The sequence below is a fragment of the Bradyrhizobium sp. ISRA436 genome, from assembly GCF_029910015.1.
In the GTDB taxonomy this organism is placed as follows: domain Bacteria; phylum Pseudomonadota; class Alphaproteobacteria; order Rhizobiales; family Xanthobacteraceae; genus Bradyrhizobium.
Genome location: NZ_CP094519.1, coordinates 4,817,931 through 4,840,979 on the forward strand (window position 1 = coordinate 4,817,931; position 23,049 = coordinate 4,840,979).

Annotated in this window: 18 protein-coding genes; 7 read left to right on the plus strand and 11 right to left on the minus strand. The window is 65.0% G+C overall.

The window, feature by feature from the left end; all coding sequences use genetic code 11:
- The first annotated feature begins 5 nt into the window (after positions 1-5).
- From fdhF to MTX23_RS22775, 5 genes are all read left to right on the plus strand, one after another.
- Positions 6-2,882: a formate dehydrogenase subunit alpha gene (gene fdhF, locus MTX23_RS22755; RefSeq protein ID WP_280972424.1), complete on the plus strand. Its 2,877-nt coding sequence runs from the start codon at positions 6-8 to the stop codon at positions 2,880-2,882.
- Positions 2,883-2,884: 2 nt separating this feature from the next.
- A complete protein-coding gene (gene fdhD, locus MTX23_RS22760; RefSeq protein ID WP_280972425.1) occupies positions 2,885-3,721 on the plus strand; it encodes a formate dehydrogenase accessory sulfurtransferase FdhD in 837 nt (278 codons plus the stop codon).
- On the plus strand, positions 3,705-3,923 hold the full coding sequence (locus MTX23_RS22765; protein ID WP_280972426.1) for a formate dehydrogenase subunit delta: 219 nt from the start codon (positions 3,705-3,707) through the stop codon (positions 3,921-3,923). The genes fdhD and MTX23_RS22765 overlap by 17 nt, the downstream gene beginning before the upstream one ends.
- Positions 3,924-4,352: 429 nt before the next feature.
- Positions 4,353-5,942 carry a hypothetical protein gene (locus MTX23_RS22770; RefSeq protein ID WP_280972427.1) on the plus strand — a complete coding sequence of 530 codons (1,590 nt, stop codon included), beginning with the start codon at positions 4,353-4,355 and terminating at the stop codon, positions 5,940-5,942.
- 556 nt (positions 5,943-6,498) lie between these two features.
- Complete coding sequence (locus tag MTX23_RS22775; protein WP_280972428.1) at positions 6,499-6,759, plus strand: hypothetical protein; 261 nt, start codon at positions 6,499-6,501, stop codon at positions 6,757-6,759.
- 54 nt (positions 6,760-6,813) lie between these two features.
- On the opposite strand, the gene MTX23_RS22780 is transcribed toward MTX23_RS22775, so the two are convergent.
- From MTX23_RS22780 to MTX23_RS22830, 11 genes are all read right to left on the minus strand, one after another.
- Positions 6,814-9,777: a bifunctional [glutamine synthetase] adenylyltransferase/[glutamine synthetase]-adenylyl-L-tyrosine phosphorylase gene (locus tag MTX23_RS22780; protein WP_280972429.1), complete on the minus strand. Its 2,964-nt coding sequence runs from the start codon at positions 9,775-9,777 to the stop codon at positions 6,814-6,816.
- Positions 9,774-11,222: an ATP-binding protein gene (locus MTX23_RS22785; protein WP_280972430.1), complete on the minus strand. Its 1,449-nt coding sequence runs from the start codon at positions 11,220-11,222 to the stop codon at positions 9,774-9,776. Before MTX23_RS22785 ends, MTX23_RS22780 begins: the two co-directional genes overlap by 4 nt.
- The gene (locus MTX23_RS22790; RefSeq protein ID WP_066503271.1) at positions 11,206-11,886 is read right to left on the minus strand and encodes a response regulator transcription factor; all 681 of its coding nucleotides are present in this window, start codon (positions 11,884-11,886) and stop codon (positions 11,206-11,208) included. The genes MTX23_RS22785 and MTX23_RS22790 overlap by 17 nt, the downstream gene beginning before the upstream one ends.
- A gap of 320 nt (positions 11,887-12,206) precedes the next feature.
- The gene (locus MTX23_RS22795; RefSeq protein ID WP_280972431.1) at positions 12,207-13,781 is read right to left on the minus strand and encodes a Do family serine endopeptidase; all 1,575 of its coding nucleotides are present in this window, start codon (positions 13,779-13,781) and stop codon (positions 12,207-12,209) included.
- 169 nt (positions 13,782-13,950) lie between these two features.
- A complete protein-coding gene (locus MTX23_RS22800; RefSeq protein ID WP_280972432.1) occupies positions 13,951-14,457 on the minus strand; it encodes a cytochrome c-type biogenesis protein in 507 nt (168 codons plus the stop codon).
- On the minus strand, positions 14,457-16,439 hold the full coding sequence (locus tag MTX23_RS22805; protein WP_280972433.1) for a heme lyase CcmF/NrfE family subunit: 1,983 nt from the start codon (positions 16,437-16,439) through the stop codon (positions 14,457-14,459). The genes MTX23_RS22800 and MTX23_RS22805 overlap by 1 nt, the downstream gene beginning before the upstream one ends.
- Positions 16,436-16,921: a cytochrome c maturation protein CcmE gene (gene ccmE / locus MTX23_RS22810; protein WP_280972434.1), complete on the minus strand. Its 486-nt coding sequence runs from the start codon at positions 16,919-16,921 to the stop codon at positions 16,436-16,438. Before ccmE ends, MTX23_RS22805 begins: the two co-directional genes overlap by 4 nt.
- Positions 16,922-16,980: 59 nt before the next feature.
- The gene (gene ccmI, locus MTX23_RS22815; RefSeq protein ID WP_280972435.1) at positions 16,981-18,087 is read right to left on the minus strand and encodes a c-type cytochrome biogenesis protein CcmI; all 1,107 of its coding nucleotides are present in this window, start codon (positions 18,085-18,087) and stop codon (positions 16,981-16,983) included.
- A 142-nt stretch (positions 18,088-18,229) separates the two neighbouring features.
- Positions 18,230-19,627, minus strand: coding sequence for a hypothetical protein (locus tag MTX23_RS22820; RefSeq protein WP_280972436.1), 1,398 nt, complete (start codon positions 19,625-19,627; stop codon positions 18,230-18,232).
- 137 nt (positions 19,628-19,764) lie between these two features.
- Positions 19,765-21,141, minus strand: coding sequence for a sensor histidine kinase (locus MTX23_RS22825; RefSeq protein ID WP_280972437.1), 1,377 nt, complete (start codon positions 21,139-21,141; stop codon positions 19,765-19,767).
- 88 nt (positions 21,142-21,229) lie between these two features.
- Positions 21,230-21,901, minus strand: coding sequence for a response regulator transcription factor (locus MTX23_RS22830; RefSeq protein WP_280972438.1), 672 nt, complete (start codon positions 21,899-21,901; stop codon positions 21,230-21,232).
- A gap of 256 nt (positions 21,902-22,157) precedes the next feature.
- Between MTX23_RS22830 and MTX23_RS22835 the strand changes: the two genes are divergently transcribed.
- Both MTX23_RS22835 and MTX23_RS22840 read left to right on the plus strand, forming a co-directional pair.
- Positions 22,158-22,535: a VanZ family protein gene (locus tag MTX23_RS22835; protein ID WP_280972439.1), complete on the plus strand. Its 378-nt coding sequence runs from the start codon at positions 22,158-22,160 to the stop codon at positions 22,533-22,535.
- A gap of 127 nt (positions 22,536-22,662) precedes the next feature.
- Positions 22,663-23,001: a VanZ family protein gene (locus MTX23_RS22840; protein WP_280972440.1), complete on the plus strand. Its 339-nt coding sequence runs from the start codon at positions 22,663-22,665 to the stop codon at positions 22,999-23,001.
- Positions 23,002-23,049: the final 48 nt, after the last annotated feature.

Consider the following 23,049-nt stretch of genomic DNA (forward strand, 5'->3'; position numbering starts at 1 on the left):
TCACGATGTCGCTGATCCACGAAACCGATTTCGGCACGCCAGAATCGAAGTCCGAGACGATGGTCACGCTGACCATCGACGGCAAGCCGGTCACGGTGCCCGAGGGCACCTCGATCATGCGCGCCGCGATAGAGGCCGGCACCCAGATCCCAAAACTCTGCGCGACCGACATGGTCGATGCGTTCGGTTCGTGCCGGCTCTGCCTTGTCGAGATCGAAGGACGCGCGGGCACGCCCGCCTCCTGCACCACGCCCGTGATGCCGGGCCTCGTCGTGCACACCCAGACCGAGCGGCTGAAGAAGCTGCGCAAGGGCGTGATGGAACTCTACATCTCCGACCATCCGCTCGACTGCCTGACCTGTGCCGCGAACGGCGACTGCGAATTGCAGGACATGGCGGGCGCAGTCGGCTTGCGCGACGTGCGCTACGGCTATGAGGGCGAGAACCACGTCTTCGCCAAGTCCAACGGCGCGGCCAATCCGGCCTGGATGCCGAAGGACGAATCCAATCCCTATTTCACCTACGATCCCTCGAAATGCATCGTCTGCTCGCGCTGCGTCCGCGCCTGCGAGGAGGTGCAAGGCACCTTCGCGCTGACGATTGCCGGTCGCGGCTTCGACAGCCGCGTCTCGCCCGGTATGAGCGAGAGCTTCCTCGGCTCCGAATGCGTCTCCTGCGGCGCCTGCGTGCAGGCCTGCCCGACCGCGACGCTGACCGAAAAATCGGTGATCGAGATCGGCCAGCCCGAGCATTCCGTCGTCACCACCTGCGCCTATTGTGGCGTCGGCTGCGCCTTCAAGGCCGAGATGCGCGGCGAGGAAGTGGTGCGCATGGTGCCCTACAAGGACGGCAAGGCCAATCGCGGCCATTCCTGCGTCAAGGGCCGCTTCGCCTGGGGTTACACCACCCACAAGGAACGCATCCTGAAGCCGATGATCCGCGAGCGGATCGAGGATCCCTGGCGCGAAGTGTCATGGGACGAGGCGCTCGGCTTCGCCGCCGCCAGGTTCAAGGGCATCCAGCAGAAGTACGGCCGCGATGCGGTCGGCGGCATCACCTCGTCCCGCTGCACCAACGAAGAGACCTATCTGGTGCAGAAGCTGATCCGCGCCGGCTTCGGCAACAACAATGTCGACACCTGCGCCCGCGTCTGCCACTCACCGACCGGCTATGGCCTGTCGCAGACCTTCGGCACGTCGGCCGGCACCCAGGATTTCGATTCGGTCGAGCACTCCGATGTCGTCATGATCATCGGCGCCAACCCGGCCTCGGCCCACCCGGTGTTCGCCTCGCGGCTGAAGAAGCGGCTGCGCCAGGGCGCCAGGCTGATCGTAGTCGATCCCCGCCGCACCGAGATGGTGGAATCGCCGCACGTGCAGGCGCTGCACTTGCCGCTGATGCCCGGCACCAACGTCGCAGTGCTCACCGCGGTCGCCCACGTCATCGTCACCGAGGGCCTCGTCAACGAGGCTTTCGTGCGCGAGCGCTGCGACTGGAGCGAGTTCGAGGATTGGGCGGCCTTCGTTGCGCAGCCGAAGAACAGCCCGGAAGCGACCGCGATCATGACCGGTATCGATCCGAAGGATCTCCGCGAGGCGGCCCGGCTCTACGCCACCGGAGGCAACGCCGCGATCTATTACGGTCTCGGCGTCACCGAGCACAGCCAGGGCTCGACCACAGTCATCGCGATCGCCAACCTCGCGATGGCGACCGGCAATGTCGGCCGGCCCGGCGTCGGAGTGAATCCGTTGCGCGGCCAGAACAACGTGCAGGGCTCCTGCGACATGGGCTCGTTCCCGCACGAGCTGACCGGTTATCGCCATATCTCCGGCGACGCGGTGCGCGAGCAGTTCGAAGCCATGTGGAACGTCAAGCTCAACAAGGAGCCAGGCCTGCGCATCCCCAACATGTTCGACGCCGCAATCGAGGGCACCTTCATGGGGCTCTATGTGCAGGGCGAGGACATCCTGCAGTCCGATCCCAACACCAAGCACGTGGTGGCCGCGCTGTCGTCGATGGAATGCGTCATCGTCCATGACCTCTTCCTGAACGAGACCGCGAACTACGCCCACGTCTTCCTGCCCGGCTCGACCTTCCTGGAAAAGGACGGCACCTTCACCAACGCCGAGCGCCGGATCCAGCTCGTCCGCAAGGTGATGACACCGAGGAACGGATATGCGGACTGGGAGGTCACCATCCTGCTCGCGAAGGCGATGGGTTTCGAGATGCACTACAATCATCCGTCCGAGATCATGGACGAGATCGCGGCGTTGACGCCGACGTTCGCCGGCGTCTCCTATGCCAAGCTGGAGGAACTCGGCTCGGTGCAGTGGCCCTGCAACGAAAAGGCGCCCCAGGGCACGCCGGTGATGCATATCGGCGGCTTCGTGCGCGGCAAGGGCAAGTTTATCATCACCGAGTATATCGCGACCGACGAGCGCACCGGCCCGCGCTATCCGCTGCTGCTCACCACGGGCCGCATCCTCAGCCAGTACAATGTCGGCGCCCAGACCCGCCGCACCGAGAACGTGGTCTGGCACGCCGAGGACCGACTGGAGATCCATCCCCATGACGCCGAGCAACGCGGCGTGCGCGACGGCGACTGGGTGCGGCTGGCGAGCCGTGCCGGCGAAACCACGCTGCGCGCGCTGATCACCGACCGCGTCGCGCCCGGCGTGGTCTACACCACCTTCCATCACCCAGACACCCAGGCCAACGTGATCACGACCGACTTCTCCGACTGGGCCACCAACTGTCCGGAGTATAAAGTCACCGCCGTGCAGGTCTCGCCGTCGAACGGTCCGACCGACTGGCAGAAAGCCTATGACGAACAGGCGCGGCACTCCCGCCGCATCGCGCCTGCCGTGGAAGCCGCGGAGTAGCGATGCGCGAGCCCGTCCACAAGGTGAACCGGAACGTCTGGCGTAACGGCGCGTTCGGCGACGGTACACGCCTGATCCCGGAAGAAACGCCGCTGGCACTGACCTACAATGGCGGCACTTATGCCGTGATGATGGGCTCGCCCGAGGACCTCGGCGATTTCGCCATCGGCTTCAGCCTCAGCGAAGGCATCGTGCAGTCCACCGACGAGATCGAGACGCTCGACATCGTCGAGCTCGACGACGGCATCGAGCTCAGGATGTGGCTCAAGCCGGAGAAGGCCGCGCTGATCGCCGAGCGCCGCCGGCATATTGCTGGCCCTACCGGCTGCGGCATCTGCGGGATCGATTCCATCGCCGAGGCGGTGCGGCCGGCCGCGGTCGTGGCTGCCGGCCGATCATTCTCGCCGCGCGAGGTTATGACCGCAATGGCGGCCGTCGCGCCGCTGCAGGAGATCAATCACCAGACCCGCGCCGTGCATGCCGCCGCGTTCTGGATGCCCGGGCGCGGCATCGTGGCCCTGCGCGAGGATGTCGGCCGGCACAACGCGCTCGACAAGCTCGCAGGCGCGTTGGCGCGGGACAAGGTCGTTACGAGCGAGGGCATGGTGCTGTTGACCAGCCGCGTCTCGGTCGAGATGGTGCAGAAAACCGCGGCGATCGGCGCGCCGCTGATGGTCGCGGTTTCCGCCCCGACCGCGCTTGCGGTGCGGATGGCTGATGCCGCCGGCATCACGCTCGCCGCAATCGCGCGGTCGGACGGATTTGAAATCTTTACGCATCCGGAACGCGTCACGGGCGCGGTGGCCGGCAGGGAGCGCGCTTATGTCGTCGTCGCCTGACAAGCTCGTCTATATGGCGAACCAGATCGGAAAGTTCTTCCAGAGCCAGGGGCGCGACCGCGCGGTGCAGGGCATCTCCGAGCACATCTGGAAATTCTGGGATCCGCGGATGCGCAAGCAGATCTTCGCCCATATCGACGCCGGCGGCGCCGGCCTTGATCCCGACGTCCGCGACGCACTGAACAGGCTGAAGCAGACTTAGCTGCGGACAGAATTGTAAGGCGTGCCAAGGCGCGCTGACAGCTTACCCAGGATTGGTGCTGGCGCGGTACGGCGGCCTCGTAAACGCTACCGCGAGGTCTGCTCCTTAATGGTGTGACAGCAAAGATCGTCGCAAGCGATCTGCGTGTCCTGGTTGAGGCGCAACACAATCATGCCAGTCAGCGTGGAGCTACCGCACCAGGCGATAGCGTTGAACTCGCGCCCGTCGTGCAGGCGTAGGTGAGGCATCGGCGATCAGCGCCGTCCCTACAACCAAAGCCTCGGACGCCAACGCATCGCCGATTGCTTTCGACGCCGACAGTGTCGTGGTTCCCATCATCACGATTGAGCCGCCAGATGCGTGGCAAACTCGCGGCGATGAGGTGGCCGGTAGCGACACGATTATCACGCATTGGCCGCTTAGACACGAATGAAGGAGAAAGAGCAGCAAGAGGACAAACCACCAATGAGTCAGAGCACTTCCGGCGCAACGCCGTTTCCGCTCGGTGTTTTCGTCGGGAATCCGAACTATTTTGATTCAAATGAGGAAGCGAGCTTCGAAGCAAACTTCAACGCTTTCTCAACCCTGATGAAAACCAAGCCGCAGTTCCTCGACCAATATGGCGATCAGCGCCTGCCCGTCTCGGATTGGGTTGGCCAATCGAGCTGGAATGCAGCATCGATGGCGCAATCGCCGGTGCTCAAGGGCGTCACGCCGGTGATCGGGCTGCCGATGACCTCGACCGCATCGGGTTCAGAGACCCCAGATCAGTTCTACAAGGATTTCGCGGCCGGCAAGTACGACTCGGTGCTGACGAACATGGTCAAGGCCTGGGCCGACAATGGCTTCAAGACCCAGATCTGGAGGCCCGGCTGGGAGATGAACATCAACACCATGCCGTCCTATGCCGGCGACGACGCGGCGACGCGCGCCGATTGGGTCAAGGCGTTCCAGCACATCTACACCGTGCTGCATGCCGCGGGCGCGGCCGAGGGCGTGAACATCGAGGTGGCGTGGAACCCGAGCGTGACGAACTACAGCCACGCCGGCAACGCCATCCAGAGCGCGTACCCCGGAGACAAGTACGTCGACATCATCGCCGCCGACGTCTACGGTGACGTCTATCCGTACGGTTCGTCGACCCACCTCTATGACTGGGACAAGAGCGGGCAAGTCCTCAACTCATCCCAACCAGTCTACGACTCCAGCGTTCAGCAATGGGCGTCAGACCCGGTCAATCTGCAGCATTACTACACTTACCCGGCTTCGAACCAATGGTCGCTCGATGGCAGCGACGGCCACGCGACCACGCTTCAGCAGCTGATCGATCTCGCCAAATCGGCAGGAAAGCCGTTTGCTATTGCCGAGACGGGTGCTGGCAATACGCATGACGGTGCGGGCCTCAGCGACAATCCGACATTCGTGAAGTGGCTCGCTGACTCGCTGCATCAGTCAGGCGTTAACGTCAGCTTCGTGAACATCTGGGATTCCAATTCCGGCGGATCATATGGCTTCACTGGTTCCACCGACCACAAGCCGCTCGAGGCCGCGGCATGGACGAAGTATTTTGGCGACCCGCCCGCCTCGACATCCGGGTCGGCGTCAACGAAGTCGTCGACCTCGTTGGATAGCCATGAGGTCGGCGACAACATCGCGAGCGTCAGCCAACCGACTGCGCCGGAATCCACGGCGGGCCAAAAAACCAACGCAGCCGAGAGTGCAAGGGACAGCTTTCATTTCGATTTCGCGCCTCCCGTAACCAATCATCCGAGCCTCCCATCGCTCACAGCTGGAGTCGCTGGCAACAATGCTTTTGTCTTCCAGGAGCATACTGACGCAAATTCTGCAAACCGGGACAGTTTTGCAGTGGGCGGAAATGCTGCCCACAGCAATCTGACCGCGCTCGCGAACGAAGCCCACACAGCCACAGGGCACGACGCTAGCCCGGGCCATTCGGTCGACGCTATTCCAGACAGCGCGCATCACGCGGCGCTGCACGGCAACTTCTTCACCTTCTAATTCTGCAAGTCCGCCGGCCGGTAGCGTCCGGCTCCGTTCGGACGAGGCAAGAGCAAGTGTGGCCGAGTAAACCATCGAGCGCGCGCAAGCGCGCTCGATAAGCCATCCACACGCGGCCATCGCGTCGATATTGGTGCTCTTTGAGCTCGTCTCAGAGTTGAGCGGACAGCAGCGCGGCGGTGTCCAGCCGGATATTGAACGCACTTCGGCTGGGCGGTCGTTTCGGACGTTAGCCAGGAACATCGTGCACGCGGAGTCGTTGGTCGATCATCGGAGAGGAAGGCGCGGTATAGCTGGGCGGCCTCTTTGGCGGCGACGGTGACAAAAATGCAACGATTGCCATTGGCGTTAAGGCCAGTTCTGGCCCTTTGAAGGTGGCCAGGACCGCTCCGCCTCAGGGACGGCTCGAAGCGGCTGAGCGAGGCCGTACTTTACCGGGATTGAAGACTTTGGCAGGATGTTGGCATTTGCTCCGGTATCCTGACGGCGGCGGCCGCTCCAGGTCAAGGCTGGCTGAGGGCGTTGTTGCGTCCATAAGGACGACAAAGGAGGCGTTATGTTGGGGATCGTTCTGGCAAGTGGCATCTGCGGATTGCTGCTGGGACGCTACTTCAAGGTTTATGTCTGCCTCCCTGCGATGCTGCTCGTTATCCCGGCAGCCTATCTCGTCGGACACATGCACGGTTTGACGAGGGGGATTATTGCCTTCATTTCCAGCGTCGTCGCGATGCAAGGGTGTTTCCTGATCGGCGCCACCGTCCGCATCTTCATCGAAAACTTCGAGCCGCGGCGAGCGCCGTCGGAAGATTTCATTTAGCTGGTCGCCGGCAAGATCGTAGCGCTCGACGGCGAGTACGCATTCGAACGTGGTCTAAACGCCCCCCACGATCGCATTGAAGACACGACGCACTTCGGCCTGCGTCTCGCGCAAACGCGCTTCCAGTGCGGAGAAGTCCGGCGTATCGCCGGCGCGTGCCATTACGCGCAGCAGGTCTTCACCGGCGGTCTCCGGGTTGAACTTGCCGATCACGCAGAGCCGCAGGATTTGCGTCAGATCGTGATACAGCCGCGCCGCCGAGCGCAGGATCTCGGCTTCGGAGTGCCCGAGCAGCCCAAGCCTTCCAGCATTGTCGAGCACCTGCATGGTCGAGACGCTGAGGATCTCGGGCTTTGCCGCCGCATGCGCTAGCTGCAGATACTGCGCGATGAAGTCGATGTCGACCAGCCCGCCCGCGGCGAGCTTAAGGTCCCAGACGTCGTCCTCGCCTTTCTCCAGCGCGATCGCGCGCCGCATGTCGGCGACATCGGCGGCCGCGATCGCCGCGTCCCGCGGCCGCGTCAGCACGCCGCGAATGATCGCCTCGATCCGCTCGCGGAAGTGCGGCGCAGCCGAAATCACCCGGGCGCGCGTCAGCGCCATATGCTCCCAGGTCCAGGCCTCGCGCTCCTGGTAGTCCGCGAACGCATCGATCCGCGAGGCGACGGGGCCGGCGCGCCCGGACGGGCGCAGCCGCATGTCGACCTCATAGAGCACGCCGTAATTGGTGCGTGTGGTGAACGCACTGATCAGGCGCTGGGTAAAGCGGGCAAAATACTGCGCACCATGCAATGAGCGCTCGCCGTCGGAATCCGGCGCCTGTTGGTCGTAGTCGTAGAGCAGGATCAGGTCGAGGTCGGAGGACGCCGTCATCTCGCGGCTGCCGAGCCGCCCCATCGCGATGATCGCGGTCTCCTGACCCTTGATGCGGCCATATTGCGCGGCGAACTGGCCGGTGACCAGACCATGCACGGTGTGCACGATACCCTCGGCGACGTCGGCAAAAGCGACGCTGGCATGCTGCGCCGACACCGTGCCTGACAAGATCCGCGTGCCGATCAGGAACAGGCTCTCCTGGCCGAACTGGCGCAGGCGGTCGAGGAAGTCCTCATAGGATGACGCATCCTGTAATGTGGTGGCGAGCCGCCCCGACAACTCCTTCTTGTCCGGCATCGCGCCGAAGAAGCGGGGGTCGATCAGGCCGTCCATGATCTGCGGCTGCCGCGCCAGCATATCGCCGAGCCGCGGCGCCGCGCCGAGGATCAGCGCCACCAGCGCGACAAGGTCGCGGTTCTGGCTGAGCAGCGAGATCAGCCGCCCGCCGCGCTGCAACGCGCCCAGGAAGCGGTCGAACGCCGCCACCGCGTCGTCCGGGTCTTCGGCATGCGCGAGGCCGTCGATCAGCCCGGGAATGAATTCGAGGAACGCCGCACGCGTCGCCTCGACGCGCAGCGCGCGGTAGTCGCCCGTCATCCACTGCTGCACGGTCCCGGCGACCGCAACCGGCTTCTTGAAGCCCAGATTGGCGAGATGCTCGATCAGGCGGGCGTCCTCCGGCCCTGCCCCGTAGTCGATCTGCGGCAGATTTGCGGTGCCGGTCGGATCGTCGCCCTCGAACAGCTTGCCGTAATGGCTCTGGACGATCTTGAGATGGCCGAGCAGGTCTTTCGCGAAGGCCTCGCGGTTCTCGTAACCGAAGAAATGCGCAAAGCGCTCGACCGCTTCGGCCTGTTCGGGCAGCGAATGGGTCTGCTCATCGGCGATCATCTGCAGCCGGTGCTCGACCCGGCGCAGGAACTCATAGGCCGTGGTCAGTTCGTCGCGCGCCTCGTAGGTAATCCAGTTGCTGTTGGCGAGAACATTCAGCGCCTCCAGCGTCGGTCGTACGCGCAGTTCCGGATGCCGCCCGCCGGCGATCAGTTGCTGTGTCTGGGCGAAGAACTCGATCTCGCGGATGCCGCCGCGGCCGACCTTGACGTTGTGGCCCTCGACCGAGATCTCGCTCTGGCCGCGATAGGTCTGCATCTGCCGCTTCATGTCGTGGACATCGGCGAGTGCTGCGAAGTCCAGGTGCTTGCGCCAGACGAACGGCGCGAGTTCGGCAAGCAAAGCATCACCGGCCCTGGGATCGCCGGCGCAAGGCCGCGCCTTGATCATCGCGGCGCGTTCCCAGGTGCGGCCCTCGCGCTCGTAATAATGCAGCGCGGCGTCGGTGGAGATCGCGACCTGCGTCGAGGCCGGGTCCGGGCGCAGCCTGAGATCGACCCGGAAGACGTACCCCTCGCCCGAGCGCTGTTGCAGCATCCGCGCCATCGCCTGGGTGACGCGCACGAAGAACGGCTGCGGCTCGATGTCCTCGGCCAGCGAAGTGGCCGAGCGATCGAAGAACACGATCAGGTCGATGTCGCTGGAATAGTTCAATTCGCCGGCGCCCATCTTGCCCATCGCGAGCACGATCAGGCCCGAGCCCACCTCCGGATGTTCGGGGTCGACCGCAGTCATCCGGCCACGGGCGACTTCCTGCCGGAGCAGGTAGCGCAGCGCCGATTGCACCGAGGCGACGGCGACGTCGGTCAATGCCGCCGTGACCCGCATCACCGGCCAGACACCGCCGATGTCGCACAGCGCGATCATGAGCGCGGCCTCCGCCTTCATGCGGCGGAGCAGTTGCATCACGTCCGCCTCGCTGCCGGCGGCGAACACCTCGTGCGAGGTTCTCTCGATCAGTGCGGCAAGATGCGACTCCGGGTCGCATGACAGGATCCGGATCAGCCGCGCGGCGTCGGCGCGCGCGAGTTCGAACAGGTATGGCGAGAACTCGGCGATGCCACGCAGGATGTCCCTTGCGAAGGGATGTCCCAGCAACGCATTGAGCGCGTCCGCTTGCGCCGGCTCGAGTTCGGCGAACCAGTCGGTCAGACGCTGTTCAGCGGATTGGGGCGCGGCGACACGCGGCCCGTCCGCAAATCGCGCGGCCAGCCCCTGTCGATCCGCGTTTCCCGGCGCGGCGGCATTCATGCCGCCTTCTGTGGCACATCCTGCGTTTGAGCCGCAAGCCTGTCACTGCCGGCCGCCCGCGCGGGCAGGACCAGGGTCGCGACCAGGCCCGGGTGCGAATCGCCGAGGCGAAGCTCGCCGCCATGCAGCGTGGCGACGGCCGCGGCAAGGCTGAGGCCGAGACCGGAACCGGGTAAGGTGCGGCTCGCTTCGAGCCGGACGAAACGTTCCACCGCATGCTTGCGGTCGCCCTCGGGAATGCCGGGACCGTGGTCGGTGACGCTGAGCAGCACCTGGTTGCCATCGCGGCGCGCCTCGATCAGGATTTCCTTTGCCGCCGCGCTTGGCGGCTCTGCGGCCGTTTCCGGCTTGCCATATTTGATCGCGTTCTCGACCAGGTTGGCGAGCGCCTGGCTGATCAATTCGCGGTTGCCGTGAATCGGCGCGGGCGTCGTCTTCACCCGCAGCGTCATGCCGTCGTCCTCAGCCAGCGGCTCGTACAGCTCGTGGATCCCGTTGGCGACGTCGGCGCCGTCGAAATCGTCCATGTCGCCGCGCGCCTGGCCGGATTCGGCGCGTGCGATCATCAATAAGGCATTGAAGGTGCGGATCAGGCCGTCGGACTCCTCGATCGTCCGCTCCAGCGCCGCGCGATAGTCGGCCTCGCAACCGGATCTCGCCAGCGCCTCCTCGGCGCGATTGCGCAGCCGTGTCAGCGGCGTCTTGAGGTCGTGAGCGATGTTATCGGAGACCTCCTTGAGGCCCATCATCAGCGCCTCGATGCGCTCCAGCATGGCATTGAGATTTTCCGCCAGGCGATCGAGCTCGTCACCGCTGCGGCCGACCGGAAGCCGACCGGAGAGATCGCCGGCCATGATGGTCTTCGTGGTGCCGGTCATGGCGTCGATCCGGTGCAGCACACGGCGCGCGACGAAAATGCCGCCGCCGATGCCGAGCACGACGACGACGAGGATCGACCACTGCGCGGCCTTGGCGACGATCCCGAACAGCCGACGTCGCTCATCGAGATCACGTCCGACCAGGAGGCGGAAACCGTTGGTCATCTCGGTGACGCGCACCAGTGCTCGGTGATCGGTATTGTCGTCGAGTCGCCGATAGGCCGTTTCCGACCAGCCCTGCGTGCCCATCACGCCCGGCGCCAGCGAGCCGACATTGCCGGCCAGCGCCTGCCCGTTTGGCGCCGTCACGAGATAGAGGTTGGCGCCGGGCCGCAGCGCGCGGTTGCCCATCGTGAACAGCAGGCCGCGCAAGCCGCGACGGTTGTAGATGTCGGTGATCTCTCCGATCTCGGCATTCACCGTCGTGGTGATCTGCTCGGTGATCAGACGCCGCGTGTTCCAGGCGAAATAGGCCAGCAGCGAGGCAGCAAACAGCGCAAACAGAAACAGATAGACCAGCGTCAGCCGAAACGCCGTGGTTCGGATCAGTTTACCGAATGCCGTCACGGATCATGTACCCCGCGCCGCGGATCGTGTGCAGCAGCGGCCGCTCGAAGCCCTTGTCGATCTTGGAGCGCAGCCGCGAAATGTGCACGTCGATGACATTGGTCTGCGGATCGAAATGATAATCCCAGACGTTCTCCAGAAGCATGGTGCGCGTCACCACCTGCCCCGCATGCTTCATCAGATATTCGAGCAGGCGGAACTCGCGCGGCTGCAGCGTCAGCTCATCCTTGCCGCGGGCGACGCGATGCGAGAGGCGATCAAGCTCGAGGTCGCCGACCCGATAGGTGGTCTCCTCGGCCGGGCCGACATTGCGCCGCGACAGCACCTCGACGCGCGCAAGCAGCTCGGCGAAGGAATAGGGTTTCGGCAGATAGTCGTCACCGCCGGCGCGCAAACCCTTGATGCGGTCGTCGACCTGGCCGAGCGCGGAGAGGATCAGGACCGGGGTGCGGTTGCCCTTGTCGCGCAGGCTCCCGATCAGCGACAGGCCGTCACGCTTCGGCAGCATCCGGTCCACAACCAGCACGTCGTAATCGCCGGTTTCGGCCATCGACAGCCCTTCCTCGCCGTCGGACGCGAGATCGGCGACATAGCCGACTTCCCGGAATGCCTTGACCAGATAGTCGGCGGACTCGCGGTCATCTTCGATGATCAGAATGCGCATTTGCGGAGCGGTTGCGGTCACGGGAATTGGCCTTCTCTCACCATGGCGCGGCCGGCCTGCACATGCAAGACGACCGCGCATATTCTCGAAATGTTGCCGTCACAGGATCGGACCGGAAAACCGGTTGCCAATTTTCCGGATCGTGCGGGGGTGAAAAAAGTGGGCGGTGAAGCTGGGGGACTTCACCGCCCTGAGCCCTTCCGACGGAGGGGGGCATATTCCATCGAAAGGCACCGAAGGGAGCGAGCGAGGTGCCCGCCCCCCGGAAAGCGCCGTCGGCGGGGGCGACTGATGCCGGCGACGCCTCCCAACTCATATAGTTAGCCCTTGGCCAGCGGCACAGCCACGAAGCGCGACGAACCGCCGCTCTTCACGCGCATGAGAACACTGTTCTTGTTGTCGTTGCGCGCTGCAGCGATCGCATCGCGCACCTCGCCGGCGGTGCCGACGGTCTTGCCGGCGACCTCGAGGATCACGTCGCCTTCCTTGAAGCCCCGCTCAGCGGCAGCACTCTTCGGATCGACTTCGGTCACGACCACACCGTCCTTGCCGGCGCCAGCCACGCTGTTGGCGGGCGCAACGGTCAGGCCGAGCTTCGGCACATCGGTACCGCGGTTGGAGTTGCCGCGATCATTGTTGTCGTTGTTGGCTTTGGCCTCAAGGTTGTTCGGCAACTGGCCGAGCGTGATGTTGACGACCTTGTCCTGGCCCTTGTGCAGCACGTTCAGCTTCACCGAATTGCCGGGAGGCAGGCCGCCGATGGTGCGGGCGAGCTCGCGCGCATCCTTCACCGGCTCGCCGTTGACGGCCGTGATCACGTCACCGGACTCGATGCCGGCCTTGGCCGCGGGGCCGTTGGCCTGCGGTTCGGCAACCAGCGCGCCTTCCGCCTTCTTCATGCCGAGGCTGTCGGCGATGTCGGAGGTCACCGGCTGGATCTGGACGCCGATCCAGCCGCGGCTGACCGAGCCCTTGTCCTTCAGCTGGGCGACCACGCTCTTCACGGTCGCTGCCGGGATCGAGAACGCGATGCCGACGCTGCCGCCGGACGGCGAGTAGATCGCGGTGTTGACGCCCATCACCTCGCCCGACATGTCGAACGCCGGACCACCGGAGTTGCCCTTGTTCACGGGCGCGTCGATCTGGATGAAGTCGTCATACGGACCGTTGCCGATGTCGCGGCCGGAGGCGGACACGATACCTGCAGTCACGGTGCCGCCGAGACCGAAGGGATTGCCGACCGCCAGCACCCAGTCGCCGATCCGCGGCTTGCCGTCGGAGAGCTTTGCGAACTGGAAGTTGGAACCACCCTCGACCTTGATCAGCGCGAGGTCGGTGCGCGGATCGGTGCCGATCACCTTGGCGGAATAGGTCTTGCCGTCGTCGGTCGTGACTTCGACCTTGTCGGCGCCATCAACGACGTGGTTGTTGGTCACGGCGTAGCCGTCAGCCGAGATGAAGAAGCCGGAGCCCTGGCCGGTCACGACGCCACCGCCACGCGGTCCACGCAGGCCCGGGGGGAAGCCATCCGGACCGCCGAAGCGACGGAAGAAGCGCTCCATCGGCGAACCCGGCTGGAACGGCGAGTCGTCATTGCCGTCGTCCTTGGAGAGCTTCTCCCGGATGTTGACCTTCACCGAGATCACCGACGGCTTCACGCGCTCGACGATGTCGGCGAAGCCCACCGGTTGCTGAACCTTGCGGACCTCGTTGTTGACCTGCGCATGCGCCGGGGTCGTGAACAGCGAGGCATCATGCGAGGGGCTGAAGCCATAAACGGCCGCGCCGAGACCGGCGACGACCGACGCCATCAGCGCGAACTTGCGAGCAGACAACAGCGAGCGCTTCGGCTGCTTGTAGGACGGAAAAGATGAGAGGTCGGGACGGTCGGTCATTTCTTGAAATCTCCAGGGGCAGAATCGTGGTGCAGGGGCCGGCACCTGATGCCTCTGAACATGGGGTCATCAGCCTTACGGTGCGCTGGCTGCGGAATTAAACTTTTGTAATTAAGACAAAGCGGCCTGCGGCAGAATAACACAGACAAATTAATGACTTAAATGGAACTTAAATTCGTTTGTCCGGCATCGATTCCGCGGCCAGCAGCTGTTCCAGGCGCGTCTGCTCGTCAGCCGTCAGGACCTTGTCAGAAAGGCCTCCGCCTTTGGTCGTATTTGCCCGCCGCCGGCCGAAGCGCCAGAGCGCCAAACCACCCAGCAGAAGCGCCAGCGGCGGGGTCAGCCAGAGCAACAGCGTGTGCTCGTTGAAGCGCGGCTTCAGCAGCACGAATTCGCCATAGCGCGCCACCAGGAAATCGATCACCTGCTGGTTGCTGTCGCCGGCCGCGATACGCTCGCGCACCAGAAGGCGGAGGTCGCGCGCCAGCGGCGCCTCCGAATCGTCGATCGACTGGTTCTGGCAGACCATGCAGCGAAGCTCCTTGGAGAGCTCGCGCGCCCTCGCCTCCTTCGCAGGGTCCGACATGACCTCGTCGGGCAGCACGGCATGTGCCGGCAGCGCGCCCAACAGCAAGGCGGCGGCAAGCAGGCCGGCAGTGAGAGCGCGCGACCGCATCACTCGGCCGCCTGCAATGCACGCGCCGCCTTGGCCGGCTTCGGCGCCCCGACCCGCAAGCGGCGGTCCGACAACGACAGCATGCCGCCGAGCGCCATCAGCACCGGTCCCCACCAGATCAAGAGCACCAGCGGCTTATGATAGATGCGCACCGCGATCGTGCCGTCGGCTGAGGTGTCACCGAGCGAGATATAGAGCTGGCTCGCGCCGCGCGTCAGCAGCGCCGCCTCCGTCGTCGATGCACCACGCGTCGTAAAGTTGCGCTTCGACGGCGTCATCGAGGCGACCTTCTCTCCTTCGCGGCTGACAGTGAACCGGGCGACCATCTCGCGGAAGTTCGGCCCCTGGCGCGGCGTCAGGCCATCGAGCCGCAACTGATAGCCGGCCACCGTGGCGACGTCGTTCGCCTTCATCGCACCGATATATTCGCTGTTCCAGGTGGTCTCGCAGACGATGCCGATCAGCGCGACGCCGAGGCCGGCATGTGCGAACACGGTGCCCCATGTCGCGCGCGGCAAGCCACGCGCGCGGCGCAGCGAGATCGAGAACGGAATGCGGAACAGCCCGATACGTTCGGCAAGATCGCACAGCGCGCCTGATATCACAAACACCGCAAGTCCGATCGCGAGCGGTGCCAGCGTTGCGCCGCCATAGGTCCACGCCCAGACCAGCGCGATCGCGACAAGCGAGACGATGCCGGCGGCCGTCAGCCGCTGTGCCGCTCCCAGCAGGTCACCGCGCTTCCAGGCAAGCAGCGGCCCGAACGGCACCGCGAGCAACAGCGGCACGAAGAGCGGCGCGAAGGTGAAATTGAAGAACGGCGCGCCGACCGAGATCTTCTCGCCTGTCAGCACCTCGAGCGCCAGCGGGTACAGCGTTCCGATGAACACGGTCGCGCACGCCGTGGTGAGCAGGAGATTGTTGAGCACCAGCGCGCCCTCGCGCGAGATCGGGGCGAACAGCCCACCCTGCTTCAGCGCCGGTGCGCGCCAGGCATAAAGCGAAAAGCTGCCGCCGATGAAGACGAAGAGGATCAGGAGAATGAAGACGCCGCGCGTCGGATCGGTGGCGAATGCGTGAACCGATGTGAGGACACCGGAGCGCACCAGGAAGGTGCCGAGCAGCGACAGCGAGAAGGTCAGGATCGACAGCAGGATGGTCCAGACCTTCAACGCGTTGCGCTTCTCCATCACCAGCGCCGAATGCAACAGCGCGGTGCCGGCAAGCCACGGCATCAGCGAGGCGTTCTCGACCGGATCCCAGAACCACCAGCCGCCCCAGCCGAGCTCGTAATAGGCCCAGTAGGAACCCATCGCGATGCCGAGCGTCAGGAAAATCCACGCGGTCAGGGTCCACGGGCGCACCCAGCGCGCCCAGGCGGCGTCGATCCGGCCCTCGAGCAGCGCAGCCACCGCAAAGGAGAACGAGATCGAGAAGCCAACATAGCCGAGATAGAGCATCGGCGGATGCACCGCGAGGCCGATGTCCTGCAGCACCGGATTGAGATCGCGTCCCTCGATCGGCGGATTGGCGATGCGCAGGAACGGGTTCGAGGTGATCAGGATGAAGAGATAGAATGCGCTGGCGATCCAGGCCTGCACCGCCAGCACATGGGCGCGCAGCGACAGCGGCAAATTGTTGCCGAAGGCCGCGACCAGGCCGCCGAACAGCGCCAGGATCGAGACCCAGAGCAGCATCGATCCTTCATGGTTTCCCCACACGCCGGTGATCTTGTAGATCATCGGCTTCAGCGAATGCGAGTTCTCGTAGACATTAACGACCGAGAAGTCCGAGGTGACGTGCAGCGTCACCAGCGCGATGAACGAGGCCGCGACGAACAAGAGCTGGGCCAGCGCAGTCGAGCGCGCGACATTCATCAATGCGACGTCGCGCCAGCGCGCGCCGAGCAGCGGCACGACGGACTGAATCAGCGCCAGCCCAAGCGCGAGGACCAGGGCATAATGTCCGCTTTCGGCGATCATCGCATGGCTCCCTGAGTCGGCGCCGCCGAAGCGCTCGGCTTTGCAGCGTAGTCGTCCTTCCAGTGGCCCTGCTTCTTGAGGGCGTCGGCGACGTCCTTCGGCATGTATCTCTCGTCGTGCTTCGCAAGCACGGTATCAGCACGAAACACGCCGGACTTATCGAGCGTTCCTTCGGCGACGACGCCCTGCCCTTCGCGGAACAGGTCGGGCAGGATGCCCTTGTAGGCGACCGGGAGGGTCGCACTGCCGTCAGCGACGGTAAAGGTCACCGCGAGATTGTCGCCGCGCTTGACCGAGCCCGGCTGCACCAGGCCGCCGAGCCGGAAGCGTGTACCCGGACCAAGATGCTTCTCGGCGACCATCGAGGGCGTCGAGAAGAACACGATGGAATCGCGCAGCGCATTCAGCACCAGCCCCGCCGCGATCCCGAGCACCGCGAGCGCGCAGCCGATCAGAGTCAAACGCCGTTGCTTCCTGGTCATGATCCATCCTTGCGCATGACGTGCTCCGAAAACCGCTGCACACTCTTCGGCGTCATGCGCTATCCATCCAGCCCGAGATTCTTCAGCCCTTCATTGAGCTGACGCAACCGATCCGCGTCCTTGGCCACCGCCTGCCGCGCATCGGCGAGCGCGCTCATCGCCTTGTCACGCTCGCCCATCACGAGATAGGCTCGGACCAGGCGCAGCCAGCCCTCGACATCGTCGCCGTTCTGCTTCAGCCGCGTCGCCAGCCGATCGACCATGCCGTGGATCATCGCGTTGCGATCACCTTCGGTCATATCCTTGGCCGCAGCCGTCGCACCGTCGGGCAGTGCCGGCGCGGCGACGCCGCCGACCCTCACCAAGGCGGCCTGCACCAGCGGCCGCCACGGCGCGTCGGCCGGCGCCTTCGCCAACATCCCCTTCCAGATCGCGGCGGCGTCCGCCTTGCGGCCGTCCTGCTCCGCCGCGATCCCGAGGAAGTAGTTGGCCTTGGCGTTGTCGGCGCTCTGCGCAACCGCGCGCTCGAACTCCGCCTTGGCGTCCGCGGTGACGACACCGCCCGCCGTTCCCATCAACGCCTCGCCGAGGTCTGCACGGCGATCGGCGCTGTCACCGGCATAGGTAATGGAATTGCGATAGGCGCGGACCGCATCGTCATAGCGGCCAAGGCGCGACAGCACCGGCGCCAGCACCGTCCAGCCGCGGCCATCGGTCGGGTTCTTCTCCAGGTGGGCCTCGACCTGCGCCACCAGATCGGCCAGCGGCTGGTTGGCATCGACGACCCGGCTGCGCTCCGAGAGCGGAAAGTCGCCAAGGCGCGGCGACCCCAACGGGAGGTAGAAGCCTGCCGCAACGACCGGCAAGCCAATCAGAGCCAGGGTCGCGGCCAAGCGCCGCAGCTTCAGATTGGCCTTAACCGGCCCCTCGCGCCCGCTCTGGTCGGCGGCCGCGAGCAGCCGCCGGCTGATCTCGATCCGCGCGGCCTCCGCCTCGGCGGCGCCGATATTACCGGATGCCATATCGCGGTCGATTTCGGCGAGCTGGTCGCGATACACCACGACCTCGCTGCCGCCGGTGTCCGCCAGCCGGCCACGGCTGAGCGGCCAGAGCACGGCAAAGATCGCGGCGACCGTCATCAGCGCGAACACAAACCACAGCGTCATCAAGCGGTTCCTGGGTGGAACGGCGACGTCCGGAGGGTCACCGTCAAGCCGCTTTACACCACCGGCCGCAAGCCCGGCAATTGACAATTGCTGGATCACAGGCGGTCGTACCCCGCACCTTCGGACAGGGAGCGAGGCCTGGCTAGCTCGCGCGGGAGGATTTGCGTTCGCCGGTGACGGCATTCTCCGCCGCCCGGCTCATCAACGAGGCGTAGTCGTGACCGAACAGCACCTCGCAAAAGCGGATCGCCGCCTTGACCTGCTGCTGCCGGAAGGCCCGGACTCGCGTATCGCCGCCGCGCAACGACTGCACCAGCCCCTCGGTCGACTGCTCGACATAATGCTGCAGGTCGGAGAAGGTGCGCAGCGTCACCTCGTTGATGGCAAGCTCGCTGGCATAGGTGCGGCACACCGCGACGAAATCGATCAAGGCGGCGGCGTCCTCGACCTCGGACAGATCGATCTTGGCCCCCGCGGCAATGTCCTTGTCGGCGCGCTGGCGGAGGATCCGGCGGACCCGGCCCGGCACGCTGTCGATCTCCGATTGCAACGCATTGGAGGTGTCGGCCCGGACCGACGTCAGCTGGCGGCCCCAGGCGGAGTCGGTGCGCAGATCGAGTTCGGTGCGCAGGCCGCGCACACCGTCGTGCAGGGCCTTGAGCTGCTCGCCGACATACTCGAAATGACCACGCCTGATATCTGTGCGCAGGCAGGCCGCGACGAACGACAGGTCATGCAGCGCGATGGTGACCGCGATGCCGTAAGGCGTGGCGGCCACCCGCAGCTCGTCGTCGGAGCCAGCCATCTTGATGGCGAGCCGGATGATCTGCCATGGCGCGACCAGCCGCTGCGCGATCAAGGACAGCGCGAACGGCAGCAGTTGTGGCGTCTGCAACGACGGAACCTTGAGCGCCTCCGTGACGGAGGCGATCTGGGCGTCGGCAAACACCCGGATCTGGCTGGGCAGACGGCTCCCCACCGTGTCCAGGGCATCGCGCGCCTGCAAGACCAGGCCAATCGGCAGCAGGTCCTCGACAACGCCGGGCGGCCCCACGCGGGCCAGCACGCGCTGCTGGTCATTCCCCGGCACCGGCGTCGCGATCTTGATGATGGCGTCCGCGGCCGCGAGCTGGAACTTGCGCGCCGCGGCCTCCAAGGGGCCACCTTCCGGCGCCGCCGCAAGCGTTGACTCGAACTCACGGGCCGCTTCGGGAGCCCCCTCGCGGGCCAGCCATTGCCAGGTCGGCAGCAACGAGGCGCGCCGGATCTGGCCCGGTCGTGTCGGGAAATTGGTCTCGGCGAGGAACGGCTCGAGCGGCCGGAACAGGAGCCGTGCCGGGTCGTCGGTGCGCGGCCGCATCTCCTCGTCTTCCTCGGCACTGCGGACGATCTTGCGAAGCTGCTCCAGCACAAGGTTGGCGACCGCGACGTCCTCGCCGCGTTCGACCGCGCGCTCCAGCTCCCGCATCAGCAGCGCCTGCGATTGCGGCGGAAGCTGCGCAAGATAATCCCTCAGCCGCTCGATCGATTTCTGGCTCATACGCCCGGTGATGAATGCTTGGTGCCCCGCGGACCGCAGCAAGCGCGTCCGCTTCCGATCATAAGAGCGCGCGCGTTAAGAACCCGTTTAGGAATGGTGACGGCGCCACGACTGGGGAGCGTGCCGGCTACACACGCCTATACCGCCGGCAGCACGAGTTCGGCGCGCAAGCCGCCGATCGGCGCGCTGCGGAGCGTGAGATTGCCGCCATAGAGGCCTGCGAGATCGGTCACGATCGAGAGGCCGAGCCCTGAACCCGGTTTTGACTCGTCGAGCCGCTGGCCGCGCCGCGACACCTGGGCGCGCTCGGCTTCGGAGAGGCCTCGTCCATCGTCATCGACCACGATGCGCAGCTTGGGTCCGGCGCCGTGCTCCTTTGGCGGCTCGACGATCACCTCGATGAACACTTGAGACGCCGCCCATTTGCAGGCGTTGTCGACGAGATTGCCGACCATTTCCTCCAGGTCCTGCCGCTCACCGCGAAACCGCGCCGCCGGATCGGCCTTCGCCTGAATCGTGATGGCGCGATCGCGGTGGATCTTCTCCATGGTCCGGCGCAGCGCCTCGATCGCCGGCGCCACGTCGGTGATGGTGCTGACGATGGTGATGCGGGCGGCGAGGCGCGCGCGCTCCAGATGATGCGCGACCTGGTCCCGCATGATATCGGCCTGCTCCAGCACCTTGCTTGCGAAGGGATCGGCGGCATGGGCGCCTGCTTCGTTCACGATCACCGACAACGGCGTCTTGATCGCATGAGCGAGGTTGCCGACATGGGTGCGCGAACGCTCGACGATCTCCCGGTTGGCGTCGATAAGCGCGTTGGTCTCGCGCGCGAGCGGCGCGATCTCGACCGGAAACTGTCCCTCCAGCCGCTCGGCGCGGCCGGAGCGAATGGCGGCGATCGCCTCGGAAATGCGCTTGAGCGGCGCAAGGCCATAGCGGACCTGGAAAATCGTGGTCAGCAGCAGCACGATACCAAGGGCGGCGAACGTGCCGCCGAGATAGTAGTCGAAGCTGCGCGTCTCATCGAAGATTTCGGTCGCGTCGCCGGCCACGCTGACCAGGAACTTGCCGTCCGCGCCGAGATCGACCGGCCGCTCCACCATGCGCAGGCTCTGGCCTTCCGGTCCGTCGACGTAACCGAGGCGGACGCCTGCCGCGGTCAGCTCCGCGCCGTGTTCCTCGAGCTTCGGCAGCTTCTTGTCCCACAGCGAGCGCGAGGCACGGGTCTCACCCTTCTCGGTGTCGGTCCGGGTGATCTGCCAGTACCAGCCCGACAGCGGCAGGTCGAACAGCGGCTCGCCGAGCGATTGGAACTGGCGGTCGGCCGGCTCGTCGGGGGTCGCCACCTCGGCGATCAGCGTGCGCAAATAGAGATTAAGCCGCCGATCGAAGGCGCGCTCGGTCGCATCGCGATAGACCGACGACAGGATGACGCCGGTGATCGCCAGGATCACCACCACCCAGGCGGTCGCCGAGACGAACAGGCGGGTGGCAAGGGAGCTTCCGCGCATCAGGGCACGGTCTCGAAAGTCGTGTCAGCGGGCTTCGACATGACGAATCCAGTGTTCGGCGCAAATCATGCCGCTGCCCGCGCGCCGATCAAGCGCCCGACGGCGGCGACGCCAGCATATAGCCCAGGCCCCGCACGGTCTGGATGATGTCGACCTCAAGCTTTTTGCGGATGCGGCCGACGAACACCTCGATCGTGTTGGAGTCGCGGTCGAAGTCCTGGTCATAGAGGTGCTCGACCAGCTCGGTGCGCGACACCACCCGTCCCGTATGGTGCATAAGGTAATCGAGAAGGTTGTACTCGTGCGAGGTCAGCTTGATCGGATTGCCGTTGACCGTGACCCGCTTGGTGCGGGTGTTCAACGTGACCGGCCCGCAGATCAGTTCGACCTGGGCATGCCCGGTCGCGCGGCGCAGCAGCGCGCGGATCCGCGCCAGCACCTCCTCGAGATGGAACGGCTTTGCGACATAGTCGTCGGCGCCGGCGTCGAACCCCTGGACCTTGTCGCTCCAGCGGTCGCGTGCGGTGAGAATCAGCACCGGCATCACCCGCTTGTTCCGCCGCCAGGCCTCCAGGACCGAGATGCCGTCCATCTTCGGCAGGCCGATATCCAGCACGACCGCGTCATAGGGCTCGCTGTCGCCGAGGAAATGCCCCTCCTCGCCGTCGAACGCTCGATCGACCACATAACCGGCATCCGTGAGCGCCGTGGTGAGCTGGCGGTTCAGATCCGGGTCATCTTCAACGACGAGCAGACGCACGTTGACCTCCGAGAGTGAGCATTGCGATATCCGGCATCAAATGAGGCTTTCGGCGGTGAACGGGCTATGAACGAGTCAATAGGTGGAACGTTACTTTTTGGTCATTTGCCGATTTTGATAGCAGATTTGAGACGGCCGGGCACGCCGGATAGCACCCCTGGCATTAACGATAATTGCGGATGGCCCGGTAAATCCGGCCCGGTCACGGGCTTGCGGGTTGCAGCGAGGTAAACCGGCGCCTACCCCCATATCCATTATGACCCAAACAATCTCCCGTATTGCGGGGTGGCTGGCTCTCGCCTTCATTGCGTTTGTGACGCTGTCGCCGATCTATGACCGGCCGTCGATCGCCAATCCGCAGCTCGAGCATTTTGCGGCCTTCGCCCTGCTGGGCCTGGCGCTGATGTTGGGCTATCCGCGGCGCATGCTGCCGATCACCGTGATCATTATCGGAAGCGCGTTCATGCTGGAGGCGATGCAGTTGCTGACTCCCGATCGCCACGGCCGTGTGCTCGACGCGCTGGTGAAGGCGGTGGGTGGGCTTGGCGGAATTGGCACCGGCCGTATCGTGCTGACGATTCTGCAGGACCAGGTCGATCGCTTCAGGAAGTTGCGCGGACAGTCCGCCGGTTAACGATGCGACAAGGTGCAAGACCAAGCCGCGGCGGTCGATCCTTGCTTACCTCTATTGATATGGCAAGCTCGCTTGGGACCGCATAACCCGGTTTCAGTTGGCCGATCGCAGGATGCGTCAAATTTTCATGATCGCCGTGACCGTCGCTTGCCTGCTGTTGATCGGCTACGCGACCCTGACATCCCACTCCGGCCGCCCGGTTCTCTTGGGCCGGCACGAGAGTCTCGGGGTCGTGATTTTCGAGCGCTTCGCCGCCTACCTGGTTCTTGGCTTTCTCCTGTCCTGGCTTTTCCCCGGCCGGATGATCCTGACGTGCGCAATCGTTGCAGGTATCGCGATCTCGCTCGAATTGCTGCAAGACTGCGGCGACCGCGATCCAGCCGCATTGGATGCACTTCAAAAGGCAACCGGCGGGATTGTCGGCGTGCTTGCTTCTCGATGGCTTTCACTCCAACACCGGAAATGATGCGCCTCACGGCTTGAGCTTGCCGCTTGAGTCCTCAGTCGTGGCATC